The sequence below is a fragment of the Altererythrobacter chaiwopuensis genome (genome assembly GCF_054957735.1).
In genome coordinates this window covers 285,108-297,166 of the sequence record NZ_JBTXJF010000002.1, presented here as the reverse complement: position 1 = coordinate 297,166, position 12,059 = coordinate 285,108, and the positions used below count along the sequence as shown (strand labels likewise).

The window sequence follows — 12,059 nt, the reverse complement described above, 5'->3', positions numbered from 1 at the left end:
CGAGGCTCTTTTCTATTGGACTCACTTATGTGGATTCCCGCTTTCGCGGGAATGACGAAAGTGGGTTTGGGGGCAGCCGTCAAAGTAACCCGGTGGCCGAAGGGCCGGTTTGGGTGGAGCGTTTCAGCTTGGTAGCCGAATGTCGCCTTGCGGCGGCGTTATCGTCTCGCTGGATCCCGGATCAAGTCCGGGATGACGGATGCGGGCAGGGCACCAGGCAAACCTCCCTCCACATCGCCCATGTGCCGCCAGCCCGTGTCGGGCAGGACCGAGCCCCTTCATGCAAAAGTGGGCACCGGTTTTGCGCCCGGAAGGGGCGAGCCCAAGGCTGCACTACCGCAGCCTTGGAATACGAAGGTGAAGAGTACTTATGCCGACGATCAACCAGCTGGTCCGCAAGGGCCGCACCCCGCAGAAGGCCAAGAGCAAGGTCCCTGCGATGGAGCAGAACCCGCAGAAGCGCGGCGTTTGCACCCGCGTCTATACCACGACGCCGAAGAAGCCGAACTCTGCCCTGCGCAAGGTTGCCAAGGTGCGCCTGACCAACCAGCGCGAAGTCATCAGCTACATTCCGGGCGAAGGCCACAACCTGCAGGAACACAGCGTTGTGCTGATCCGCGGCGGGCGTGTGCGCGACCTTCCCGGCGTGCGCTATCACGTGCTGCGCGGCGTGCTCGACACGCAGGGTGTGAAGGACCGCAAGCAGAGCCGTTCGAAATACGGCGCCAAGCGGCCGAAGTGATCCATCCGGGGGATGGGTCATCCTGAAAAGCTCGCCACAAGCGAGCGCAGTTCAGGATCCATGGATCCCCCTGGTGCTGAGTTCGCAAGTTATTTGAAAGGTCTGCCCCAAGGTTCGAAATGGACCCTGAAACAAGTTCAGGGTGACGAACCGGGCAAGTCCGACAGGAGAATATCCGATGTCACGTCGTCGTCGTCCCGAAAAGCGGGAAATCCTGCCTGATCCCAAGTTTGGTGATCAGGTGCTGTCGAAGTTCATGAACAACCTCATGCTGGATGGTAAGAAGTCCATTGCAGAGCGCATCGTCTATGGCGCGCTCGACACGGTCGAAACCAAGGCCAAGGCCGATCCGGTGCAGCTGTTCCACGAAGCGCTCAACAATGTGAAGCCGCAGGTTGAAGTGCGCAGCCGCCGTGTGGGCGGTGCCACCTACCAGGTGCCGGTCGAGGTCCGCCCCGAGCGTGCCCAGGCGCTGGCGATCCGCTGGCTGATCACCGCCGCGCGCGGCCGGCCCGAAACCACCATGAGCGCGCGCCTTTCGGGCGAGCTGATGGATGCGGCCAACAACCGCGGCAATGCCGTCAAGAAGCGCGAAGATACGCACCGCATGGCTGACGCCAACCGCGCCTTCTCGCATTACCGCTGGTAACAGGAATTTCTCCGCTCACCCTGAGCCTGTCGAAGGGAAGCGGAGGCAAGCAAGGAACCCAACATGGCACGCGAATATCCGCTGGAGCGGTACCGCAATATCGGCATCATGGCCCACATCGATGCCGGCAAGACCACGACTACCGAACGTATCCTCTACTACACCGGCAAGTCCTACAAGATCGGCGAAGTGCACGATGGCGCGGCGACGATGGACTGGATGGAGCAGGAGCAGGAGCGCGGGATCACCATCACCTCTGCCGCGACGACGACCTTCTGGTCGGCCGAGGATGGCCAGGGGCCCAAGCACCGCATCAACATCATCGACACGCCCGGCCACGTTGACTTCACCATCGAGGTCGAACGTTCGCTGCGCGTGCTCGACGGAGCTGTGGCGGTGTTCGACGGGGTGGCCGGCGTCGAGCCGCAGTCTGAAACCGTGTGGCGCCAGGCCGACAAGTATAAAGTACCCAGAATGTGCTTTATCAATAAATTGGACCGCACCGGTGCCGACTTCTATTACTGCGTGCAGTCGATCATCGACCGCCTCGGCGCGAACCCGCTGGTCCTTTACCTCCCGATCGGTGTGGAAAGCGACCTTCAGGGCGTGGTCGATCTCGTCAACAATCGCGGCATCGTGTGGGAAAATGAAAATCTGGGTGCGACATTCAACTATGTCGATATCCCCGCTGATCTTGCCGACAAGGCTGCCGAATATCGCGAAAAGCTTATCGAGACTGTCGTCGAGCAAGACGATGACGTGATGGAAGCATATCTTGAAGGCGAATTGCCTGATGCGGCAACGCTGAAGCGGCTGATCCGCAAGGGCACCATGGCGCAGGCTTTCGTGCCGGTGCTATGCGGTTCGGCGTTCAAGAACAAGGGCGTGCAGCCGCTGCTTGATGCAGTGGTCGATTACATGCCGAGCCCGCTTGACGTTCCGGCGATCAAGGGCGTGCTGCCTGACAGCGACGAAGAAGCGGAACGCCCGTCGAGCGACGATGCACCCTTCAGCGCGCTGGCGTTCAAGATCATGAACGACCCGTTCGTTGGTTCGCTTACCTTCACCCGCATCTATTCGGGCAAGCTCACCAAGGGGCAGGTTCTGAACTCGGTCAAGGACAAGAAGGAAAAGATCGGCCGCATGCTGCTGATGCACTCGAACAATCGCGAGGACATTGAAGAAGCATTCGCCGGTGACATTGTTGCGCTGGCGGGCATGAAGGACACCACCACCGGCGATACGCTGTGCGATCCAGCCAAGCCGATCATTCTCGAGCGGATGGAGTTCCCCGAACCGGTTATCGAGCTGTCGGTTGAGCCCAAGACCAAGGCCGACCAGGAAAAGATGGGCGTTGCGCTCAATCGCCTGGCTGCCGAAGATCCAAGCTTCCGTGTTTCAACCGACCACGAAAGTGGCCAGACGATCATCAAGGGCATGGGCGAGCTTCACCTCGACATCCTGGTTGATCGCATGAAACGCGAATTCAAGGTGGAAGCGAACGTGGGCGCGCCGCAGGTGGCCTATCGCGAATCGCTCGCTCGCGAAGTCGAAGTTGACTACACCCACAAGAAGCAGTCGGGCGGCTCGGGCCAGTTCGGCCGCGTCAAGGTCCGGGTTACGCCCGGTGAGCGTGGGCAGGGCGTGATCTTCCAGGACGAGATCAAGGGCGGCAACATTCCGAAGGAATATATCCCTGCGATTGAAAAGGGTTTCCGCGAACAGGCCGAAAGCGGCCACCTCGTCGGCTTCCCGATCATCGACTTCTCCATCACGCTGTTCGATGGTGCGTATCACGACGTCGACTCGAGCGCGATCGCGTTCGAAATCGCCGGTCGCGGTGCCATGCGCGAAGTCGCCAGCAAGTCGGGGATCAAGCTGCTCGAACCGATCATGAAGGTAGAAGTTGTCACGCCAGAGGATTACCTTGGCGATGTGATCGGCGATCTCAACAGCCGCCGTGGCCAGATCCAGGGAACCGATACCCGTGGCAATGCCCAGGCAGTTGATGCCTTCGTGCCGCTGGCCAACATGTTTGGCTACGTCAACGAGCTGCGATCGTTTACCCAGGGCCGTGCCCAGTACACGATGCAGTTCAGCCACTATGACGAAGTGCCGGCGAATGTCGCGCAGGAAGTCAAGGAGAAGCTTGCCTAAGCAAGCGACACGGTCTAGGGGCGGCGCCGTATTCAGCGGGTGCCGTCCTCGTCCCGCAGAGATTCAATTTCAACTCAGAGGTTATTCGAGAAATGGCTAAGGAAAAATTCGAGCGCAATAAGCCGCACTGCAATATCGGCACCATCGGTCACGTTGACCACGGCAAGACCACGCTGACTGCGGCTATCACAAAGGTTATGGCTGAAACCTATGGCGGTTCGGCTGTCGACTTTGCGAACATCGACAAGGCTCCGGAAGAGCGCGAGCGCGGCATCACCATCTCGACCGCACACGTCGAGTACGAAACCGCTGCCCGCCACTATGCCCACGTCGACTGCCCGGGCCACGCTGACTATGTGAAGAACATGATCACCGGCGCGGCGCAGATGGACGGCGCAATTCTGGTTGTGAACGCTGCTGACGGCCCGATGCCGCAGACCCGCGAGCACATCCTGCTGGCCCGCCAGGTGGGCGTGCCCGCGCTGGTTGTCTACATGAACAAGGTTGACCAGGTTGATGACGAGGAAATCCTCGAACTCGTCGAGCTGGAGATCCGCGAACTGCTGTCATATTATGACTTCGACGGCGACAACATTCCGGTCGTGAAGGGTTCGGCTCTGGCTGCGCTTGAAGGCCGCGACGACGAGATCGGCAAGAATTCGATTCTTGAGCTGATGAAAGCCGTGGACGAGCACATTCCGCAGCCCGACCGTCCGGTCGACAAGCCGTTCCTGATGCCGATCGAAGACGTGTTCTCGATCTCGGGTCGTGGTACGGTGGTTACCGGCCGCGTCGAAACCGGTGTTGTGAACGTGGGCGACGAAGTTGAAATCGTCGGCATCAAGGACACCGCCAAGACAACCGTGACCGGCGTTGAAATGTTCCGCAAGCTGCTTGATCGCGGCGAAGCTGGCGACAACATCGGCGCGCTGATCCGCGGCATCGGCCGTGAGGATGTGGAGCGTGGTCAGGTTCTGGCGAAGCCGGGCTCGGTTACGCCGCACACCGAATTCAGCGCGGAAGTCTATGTCCTTTCGAAGGACGAGGGTGGCCGTCACACGCCGTTCTTCGCCAACTACCGTCCGCAGTTCTACTTCCGTACGACTGACGTGACCGGCGAAGTGATCCTTCCCGAAGGCACCGAAATGGTGATGCCGGGCGACAACGTGACCATCTCGGTCAAGCTGATTGCACCGATCGCCATGGACGAAGGCCTGCGCTTCGCTATCCGCGAAGGCGGCCGCACCGTTGGCTCGGGCGTGGTTTCGAAAATCACCAAGTAAATCGCGTTTGCACCCACGGGTGCACGCAGGTTTGAAAAGGATCCGGTGCTCAGAGATGGGCGCCGGGTTCTTTTTTATGAAGGCTGCATTTTGCGGATGAGGGTGGGGCGCAAGCGCCCCGGCTGACAGCAGGCCCCGATTGCGGCGAAGGCGCGCAATTCAGGGCTTGCCAGAAGCAGGCCTCCTACGTATATGCGCGCCAACAGGCGGGGATTCGTCGCTGCCGTAACAAGAATTTTGAAGGGCCGCCCTTTCCGGGAAACCGGGCATAAGCGGGGCGGGCCTTTGTTTTTTTAAGGGGTCGCCCAAGAGATTGGAACGCTCCTTTGGCTCTTTCGCATCGGTGTAGGTAATGGAAGCTCAGAATATCCGCATTCGCCTCAAGGCGTTCGATCATCGCGTTCTTGACCAGGCTACTGGCGAGATTGCAGACACCGCGCGCCGGACAGGTGCTCTTATTCGCGGCCCCATTCCCATGCCGACGCGTATCGAGAAGTTCACCGTGAACCGCGGCCCGCATATCGACAAGAAGTCGCGCGAGCAGTTCGAGGTGCGCACCTACAAGCGGCTGCTCGATATCGTGCAGCCTAACGCCCAGACCGTCGACGCGCTGATGAAGCTCGATCTGGCTGCGGGCGTTAACGTCGAGATCAAGCTCGCCTGATTGGTGAGCGATCCCCGGAGTTGATCCGGGGTCCAGGGCACCAAGGCTCTGGGTTCCTGCTTTCACAGGAACGCACAGTGGGAAGATCAACTTCCCGCAGACATTGGGATACCGCCGGATTTGATCCGGGTCTGCGTCCCCCGTCTCGCTTACCATGCCATCCGGCACGGTGAGCATTCAGCCCGGACGGGGCGATGCACAACAATTTGGGCTGGCACGCACGCGGGGATGGGCCTCGTGTGCCTCTGTGTAGGAGTTTTGACGATGCGCACAGGCGTTATCGCAAAGAAAGTCGGGATGACCCGCCTGTTTCAGGAGGATGGACGTCACGTTCCCGTGACGGTTCTTTCGCTGGAAGACTGCCAGGTCGTTTCGCACCGGACCGCCGATCGCGATGGCTATTTCGCGGTCCAGCTGGGTGCGGGCGAAGCCAAGCAGAAAAATGTCAACAAGCCGCAGCGCGAGCATTTTGCCAAGGCTCAGGTTGGCCTGAAGAAGCGCGTCGCCGAATTCCGTGTCGAAGGTGAAGACGGGCTGGTCCCGGTTGGCGCCACGATCAGTGCGGACCACTTCGTTGCCGGCCAGAAAGTCGACATCACCGGGCACACCCAGGGTAAGGGCTTTGCCGGTGTGATGAAGCGCTGGGGCTTCGGGGGGCTGCGCGCAACGCACGGCGTTTCGCTGAGCCACCGTTCGCATGGTTCGACCGGTCAGCGCCAGGATCCCGGCAAGGTGTTCAAGGGCAAGAAGATGGCCGGCCACATGGGCGACCGTCAACGTACCCAGCAGAACCTCGAGGTTGTGCGCACCGATGCGACCCGCGGCCTCATCTTTGTCAAGGGTTCGGTCCCTGGCTCGAAGAATGGCTGGCTGCTGGTCCGCGATGCGGTGAAGCTGCCTCTGCCCGAGGATCTGCCGTTCCCCGGAGCGGTGATCGATACGAACGCGCCGCAGGTTGAAGAGCCCGCAGTGGAAACACCGGTTGAAGAAACCGCTGTAGATGCCGCAGCTGAAACACCCGCTCCCGAAGCAGACGCTCCCGCAGCTGACGCTCCGGCAAGCGACGAAAACAAGGAGGGCTGAGCCGTGAAGGTGAAGGTCCAGAAAATCGACGGCAAGGCCGTTTCGGGTGCAGGGAGCGATATCGAGCTCGATGATGCCGTGTTCGGGGTTGAGCCGCGTGCCGACATCCTGCATCGCATCGTCACCTGGCAGCTTGAAAACCGCCGTGGCACCGCACGTCCGACGCGCGAGCGCAGCGATGTTGCCCGCACTGGCAAGAAGTTCGGTCGCCAGAAGGGCGGCGGCACGGCCCGTCACGGTGACCGCGCGGCCCCGATCTTCATCGGCGGCGGCAAGGCCCACGGCGCTCGCAAGCGTGACTTCAACCAGTCGCTCAACAAGAAGCTGCGTGCGCTTGGCCTGAAGATGGCGCTTTCGAGCAAGGCAAAGGATGGCCTGGTGGTCGTCGACAGCCTCTCGCTGAAGGACGCCAAGACCAAGGTGCTCAAGGGTCACCTCGACAAGGCTGGCCTGACCGGCAAGGTTCTGGTGATCGACGGCGAAAGCGTGGATGAAGGCTTCAGGAAGGCCGCTGGCAACTTGCCGGGCGTCAATGTGCTCCCCGCCATTGGTGCCAATGTCTACGACATCCTCAACCACGACACGCTGGTCCTGACCAAGGACGCTGTCGCCAAGCTGGAGGCGCGCTTCAATGGCTAAGAAGCAGGAAATCGATGCGCGTCACTATGACGTGATTCTGGCTCCGCACATCACCGAGAAGTCGACCCTGGCTTCGGAACAGAACGCAGTTGTGTTCAAGGTGGCTGGCGATGCGACGAAGCCGCAGATCAAGGAAGCGGTGGAAGCGATCTACGACAAGAAGGTCGTGGCGGTGAATACCATCGTCGTGAAGGGCAAGACCAAGCGCTGGAAGGGTAAGCCCTACAAGCGCTCCGATATGAAGAAGGCGATCGTTACCCTGGCAGAGGGTGACTCGATCGACGTCACCAGCGGGATCTGAGGGCAGAGAAGATGGCACTCAAGAACTACAAACCGACGAGCCCCGCACGCCGCGGCCTCATCCTGATCGACAAGTCCGGGCTCTATAAGGGCAAGCCGGTCAAGTCGCTGACGGAAGGCAAGCGCAAGACCGGTGGCCGGAACAACAAGGGCCATGTCACTTCGCGCGGCATGGCGGGCGGTCACAAGCAGAAGTACCGCTTCATCGATTTCAAGCGCCGCAAGTGGGATGCTCCCGCGACGGTCGAGCGCATTGAATACGATCCCAACCGCACTGCTTTCATCGCGCTCCTCAAGTATGAGGACGGCGAGCTGGCCTATATCATCTGCCCGCAGCGCCTTGCTGTTGGCGATACGGTGGTGGCCGGCGAGCGGACCGACACGAAGCCGGGCAACGCGATGCTGCTGGGCCAGATGCCGGTCGGCACCATCTGCCACAATGTGGAGATGAAGCCGGGCAAGGGCGGGCAGATCGCGCGTTCGGCGGGCACCTATGTGCAGATCGTCGGCCGTGACCGCGGCATGGTGATCGTGCGCCTGAACTCGGGCGAGCAGCGTTACCTGCGTGCGGATTGCATGGGCACGGTTGGTGCGGTGTCGAACCCCGACAACCAGAACCAGAACTTTGCCAAGGCCGGTCGCAAGCGCTGGATGGGCGTGAAGCCGCTGACCCGCGGCGTCGCCAAGAACCCGGTCGATCACCCCCACGGCGGCGGTGAAGGCCGCACCAGCGGGGGCCGCCATCCGGTGACCCCGTGGGGCAAGCCGACCAAGGGTGCACGCACCCGCAGCAACAAGCAGACGGACAAGATGATCATCCGTTCGCGCCACGCCAAGAAGAAGAGGTAAGGACACATGGCACGTTCCGTCTGGAAAGGTCCGTTTGTCGAACTCAGCCTTCTCAAGAAGGCGGAGGACGCACAGGAAGCGAACAGCACCAAGCCGATCAAGACCTGGTCGCGCCGTTCGACCATCCTCCCGCAGTTCGTTGGTCTGACGTTCAACGTCTACAACGGGCAGAAGTTCATCCCCGTCTCGGTTTCCGAGGAAATGGTTGGCCACAAGCTTGGCGAGTTTGCGCCCACGCGCAACTTCCCCGGCCACGCTGCCGACAAGAAGGGCAAGCGATAATGGGCAAGGCAAAGGCACCCCGCCGCGTAGGCGATAACGAGGCGCTGGCCGTCGGCACCACGATCCGTGGTTCGGCGCAGAAGCTCAACCTCGTTGCTGAGCTGATCCGCGGCAAGAAGGCCGAAGAGGCTCTGAACATCCTCGCTTTCTCGAAGCGGGCGATGGCGAAAGACGCCAGCAAGGTACTCGCATCGGCGATTGCCAATGCGGAGAACAACCACAATTTGGACGTTGACTCGCTCGTCGTGGCCGAAGCTTCGGTTGGCAAGTCGATCACCATGAAGCGTTTCCACACCCGCGGTCGCGGCAAGTCGACCCGGATCCTCAAGCCGTTCAGTCGGCTTCGGATCGTGGTGCGCGAGCAGGAAGAGGCGTAACATGGGCCAGAAGAGCAATCCGATCGGTCTGCGCCTGCAGATCAACCGCACCTGGGACAGCCGCTGGTACGCCGAAGGGCGTGACTATGCCAAGCTGCTCAAGGAAGACATCGAGATCCGCAAGTACATCGTCGAAACCGTGCCGCAGGCAGCGATTTCGAAGGTGGTGATCGAGCGTCCGGCCAAGTTGTGCCGCATTTCGATCTATGCAGCGCGGCCGGGTGTCATCATCGGCAAGAAGGGCGCAGATATCGAGAAGCTGCGCGTCCAACTGTCGAAGATGACTGACAGCGAAGTGAAGCTGAACATCGTTGAGATCCGCAAGCCGGAAATCGATGCCAAGCTCGTCGCTCAGGGCGTTGCTGACCAGCTGGTTCGCCGTGTCGCGTTCCGCCGTGCGATGAAGCGCGCCGTGCAATCGGCGCTGCGTCTTGGTGCTGAAGGCATCAAGATCACCTGCGGCGGCCGTTTGGGCGGTGCAGAAATCGCACGTGTCGAATGGTATCGCGAAGGCCGTGTGCCGCTGCACACCCTGCGCGCCAATGTCGACTATGCCGAAGCCGAAGCGCTCACCGCTTACGGAATCATCGGCATCAAGGTGTGGATCTTCAAGGGTGAAATCCTCGCTCATGATCCGACCGCACAGGATCGCCTCATGATGGAAGCCCAGACCTCTGGCGTCCGTCCGGCACGCTGATTGCAGGATAGGTAAGATAAAATGCTGCAACCGAAGAAAACCAAGTTCCGCAAGGCGTTCAAGGGCCGGATCCATGGCAATGCCAAGGGTGGCACCACGCTGAATTTTGGCGCCTATGGCCTCAAGGCTCTCGAGCCCGACCGCCTTACCGCGCGCCAGATCGAGGCTGCTCGCCGTGCCATCACCCGTGCCATGAAGCGCCAGGGCCGTCTGTGGATCCGCGTATTCCCTGATGTGCCGGTTTCGAAGAAGCCTGCCGAAGTCCGCCAGGGCAAGGGCAAGGGTTCGGTCGAATACTGGGCCGCCCGCGTAAAGCCGGGCCGCATCCTGTTCGAACTCGATGGTGTGCCCGGCCCGCTTGCCGCGCTCGCTTTCGAGCGCGCGGCGATGAAGCTGCCGATCAAGACCAAGGTCGTCGCCCGCCTGGGTGACACTTCGCACCTGGGAGGCGACAAATGAGCAAGATCGAAGATCTGCGCACCAAGACCGACGACCAGCTGGCTGGCGAACTTGTCGAGCTGAAGCGCGAGCAGTTCAACCTGCGCTTCCAGGCGGCAACCAATCAGCTTGAAGCGTCGGCCCGGGTAAGGGAAGTGCGTCGCACGATCGCCAAGATCAAGACGCTGCAGAGCGAACGTGCGGCTGCTGCCGCCGTCAAGGCTTAAGGAGTCAGACAATGCCGAAACGTATCCTGATCGGAACTGTCACCTCCGACAAGACCGACAAGACTGTGACCGTGCTGGTCGAACGCAAGGTGAAGCACCCGCTCTACGGGAAGATCATCCGTCGTTCGAAGAAGTATCACGCGCACGATGAAGCGAACGAATACACGATTGGCGATGTTGTCCGCATCGAGGAAACCAAGCCGATCTCGAAAACCAAGACCTGGGCCGTGAAGGACCGGGTGCAAGCAGGTGGCACGCAGGCGATCGAGGCTGATCTCGAAGTCGAAGCCGCCGGTAACTGATTTAGACGTAGGGAACTGCCGGACTGGTTCCGGCAAGCCAGTGAGAAGGAAACGGATCAATGATCCAGATGCAATCCAATCTCGACGTCGCGGACAATAGCGGCGCCAAGCGCGTCCAGTGCATCAAGGTGCTGGGCGGCTCGAAGCGCCGTACTGCGTCCGTCGGCGACGTGATCGTGGTTTCCGTGAAGGAAGCCCAGCCGCGTGCAAAGGTCAAGAAGGGCGACGTACACCGCGCCGTGATCGTGCGCACCAAGAAGGACGTTCGCCGTCCCGATGGCAGCGTGATCCGCTTTGACAGCAATGCTGCCGTGTTGGTCAACAAGAACGAGGAGCCGATCGGCACCCGTATCTTTGGCCCGGTGGTGCGCGAACTGCGTGGCCGCGGCTTCATGAAGATCATTTCACTTGCGCCGGAGGTGCTGTGATGTCTGCTGCCAAGATCAAGAAGGGTGACAACGTCGTTGTCCTTTCAGGCAAGGACAAGGGCAAGACCGGTACGGTCGCCCAGGTTCTGCCCAAGGAAGGCAAGGTCCTTGTCGAGGGCGTGAACGTCGCCACCCGTCATCGCAAGCCCAGCCAGGCCAACCCGCAGGGTGGCATCGAACGCCGCGAGGCCCCGATGCACATCTCCAAGGTGGCTGTAGCTGATCCGAAATCCGGCAAGCCCACCCGTGTCCGCTTTGAAGAAAAGGGCGGCAAGAAGGTGCGCGTGGCCGTGAAGAGTGGGGAGACCATCGATGGCTGATAAGTCCAAAGCTTCGGCCCCACGCCTGAAGCAGATGTATGAAGACCAGATCGTCAAGGCGATGACCGAGAAATTCGGCTACAAGAATCGCCTCGAAGTTCCCCGGCTTGAAAAGATCACGCTCAACATGGGTGTGGGCGAAGCGAGCCAGGACAAGAAGAAGGTCCAGACGGCTGCCGAGGAAATGGCGCTGATTGCCGGCCAGAAGCCGGTCATCACCAAGGCAAAGAAGTCGATCGCACAGTTCAAGCTGCGCGATGGCATGCCGATCGGCTGCAAGGTCAATTTGCGCCGTGACCGGATGTATGAGTTCCTCGATCGTCTGGTGACGATTGCGATGCCGCGCATCCGCGACTTCCGTGGCCTCAACCCGAAATCGTTCGATGGCAATGGCAATTACGCCATGGGCATCAAGGAGCAGATCATCTTTCCGGAGATCAGCTACGACAAGATCGAAAAGGTGCGGGGGATGGATATCATCGTCACCACCACTGCGAAAACCGACGAGGAAGCGCGCGAACTGCTGAAGCTGTTCGGTTTCCCGTTCCCGGCCGAAGCGTCGGAAGAAAAGGAAGCGGCGTAAGCCGCCCCCTTTGATTGAGATAAGGAAGAGAGCTTAAGT

The 12,059-nt window shown here is 60.5% G+C and carries 18 protein-coding genes; all 18 read left to right on the top strand.

The features are described from left to right. Nucleotides 1-370: 370 nt before the first annotated feature. Nucleotides 371-742, top strand: coding sequence for a 30S ribosomal protein S12 (gene rpsL, locus ACX3VQ_RS10745; RefSeq protein WP_007164630.1), 372 nt, complete (start codon nt 371-373; stop codon nt 740-742). 178 nt (nt 743-920) lie between these two features. Continuing rightward, nucleotides 921-1,391 (top strand): 30S ribosomal protein S7, encoded by a 471-nt coding sequence (gene rpsG, locus ACX3VQ_RS10740; RefSeq protein ID WP_462572764.1) that lies wholly within the window; start codon nt 921-923, stop codon nt 1,389-1,391. A 63-nt stretch (nt 1,392-1,454) separates the two neighbouring features. Then, the gene (fusA, locus tag ACX3VQ_RS10735; RefSeq protein ID WP_462572765.1) at nt 1,455-3,548 is read left to right on the top strand and encodes an elongation factor G; all 2,094 of its coding nucleotides are present in this window, start codon (nt 1,455-1,457) and stop codon (nt 3,546-3,548) included. A 92-nt stretch (nt 3,549-3,640) separates the two neighbouring features. Further along, complete coding sequence (gene tuf, locus ACX3VQ_RS10730) at nt 3,641-4,831, top strand: elongation factor Tu (RefSeq protein ID WP_462572766.1); 1,191 nt, start codon at nt 3,641-3,643, stop codon at nt 4,829-4,831. Between the two features lie 352 nt (nt 4,832-5,183). Further along, on the top strand, nt 5,184-5,495 hold the full coding sequence (rpsJ, locus tag ACX3VQ_RS10725; protein WP_006831877.1) for a 30S ribosomal protein S10: 312 nt from the start codon (nt 5,184-5,186) through the stop codon (nt 5,493-5,495). 264 nt (nt 5,496-5,759) lie between these two features. Continuing rightward, on the top strand, nt 5,760-6,578 hold the full coding sequence (gene rplC, locus ACX3VQ_RS10720) for a 50S ribosomal protein L3 (protein WP_462572767.1): 819 nt from the start codon (nt 5,760-5,762) through the stop codon (nt 6,576-6,578). Nucleotides 6,579-6,581: 3 nt separating this feature from the next. Further along, nucleotides 6,582-7,217 (top strand): 50S ribosomal protein L4, encoded by a 636-nt coding sequence (gene rplD / locus ACX3VQ_RS10715; RefSeq protein WP_462572768.1) that lies wholly within the window; start codon nt 6,582-6,584, stop codon nt 7,215-7,217. Next, nucleotides 7,210-7,518 (top strand): 50S ribosomal protein L23, encoded by a 309-nt coding sequence (locus tag ACX3VQ_RS10710; RefSeq protein WP_462581038.1) that lies wholly within the window; start codon nt 7,210-7,212, stop codon nt 7,516-7,518. The genes rplD and ACX3VQ_RS10710 overlap by 8 nt, the downstream gene beginning before the upstream one ends. 11 nt (nt 7,519-7,529) lie before the next feature. Beyond that, a complete protein-coding gene (gene rplB, locus ACX3VQ_RS10705; protein WP_462572770.1) occupies nt 7,530-8,366 on the top strand; it encodes a 50S ribosomal protein L2 in 837 nt (278 codons plus the stop codon). Between the two features lie 6 nt (nt 8,367-8,372). Continuing rightward, nucleotides 8,373-8,648, top strand: a complete 276-nt coding sequence (gene rpsS / locus ACX3VQ_RS10700; RefSeq protein ID WP_165197486.1) for a 30S ribosomal protein S19 — start codon at nt 8,373-8,375, stop codon at nt 8,646-8,648. Then, a complete protein-coding gene (rplV, locus tag ACX3VQ_RS10695; protein ID WP_462572772.1) occupies nt 8,648-9,025 on the top strand; it encodes a large ribosomal subunit protein uL22 in 378 nt (125 codons plus the stop codon). The genes rpsS and rplV overlap by 1 nt, the downstream gene beginning before the upstream one ends. 1 nt (nt 9,026) lies before the next feature. Beyond that, nucleotides 9,027-9,722: a small ribosomal subunit protein uS3 gene (rpsC, locus tag ACX3VQ_RS10690; protein WP_462572773.1), complete on the top strand. Its 696-nt coding sequence runs from the start codon at nt 9,027-9,029 to the stop codon at nt 9,720-9,722. 21 nt (nt 9,723-9,743) lie between these two features. Beyond that, entirely contained in the window at nt 9,744-10,181 is a 438-nt protein-coding gene (gene rplP, locus ACX3VQ_RS10685) for a large ribosomal subunit protein uL16 (protein WP_462572774.1), read from the top strand. Then, a complete protein-coding gene (gene rpmC / locus ACX3VQ_RS10680; RefSeq protein WP_462572775.1) occupies nt 10,178-10,387 on the top strand; it encodes a large ribosomal subunit protein uL29 in 210 nt (69 codons plus the stop codon). Before rplP ends, rpmC begins: the two co-directional genes overlap by 4 nt. An 11-nt stretch (nt 10,388-10,398) precedes the next feature. Continuing rightward, nucleotides 10,399-10,689 (top strand): 30S ribosomal protein S17, encoded by a 291-nt coding sequence (gene rpsQ, locus ACX3VQ_RS10675; protein ID WP_462572776.1) that lies wholly within the window; start codon nt 10,399-10,401, stop codon nt 10,687-10,689. A gap of 59 nt (nt 10,690-10,748) precedes the next feature. Then, a complete protein-coding gene (gene rplN / locus ACX3VQ_RS10670) occupies nt 10,749-11,117 on the top strand; it encodes a 50S ribosomal protein L14 (RefSeq protein WP_066765590.1) in 369 nt (122 codons plus the stop codon). Next, the gene (gene rplX, locus ACX3VQ_RS10665) at nt 11,117-11,437 is read left to right on the top strand and encodes a 50S ribosomal protein L24 (RefSeq protein ID WP_462572777.1); all 321 of its coding nucleotides are present in this window, start codon (nt 11,117-11,119) and stop codon (nt 11,435-11,437) included. Before rplN ends, rplX begins: the two co-directional genes overlap by 1 nt. Further along, nucleotides 11,430-12,020: a large ribosomal subunit protein uL5 gene (gene rplE, locus ACX3VQ_RS10660; RefSeq protein WP_462572778.1), complete on the top strand. Its 591-nt coding sequence runs from the start codon at nt 11,430-11,432 to the stop codon at nt 12,018-12,020. Before rplX ends, rplE begins: the two co-directional genes overlap by 8 nt. Nucleotides 12,021-12,059 lie beyond the last annotated feature (39 nt).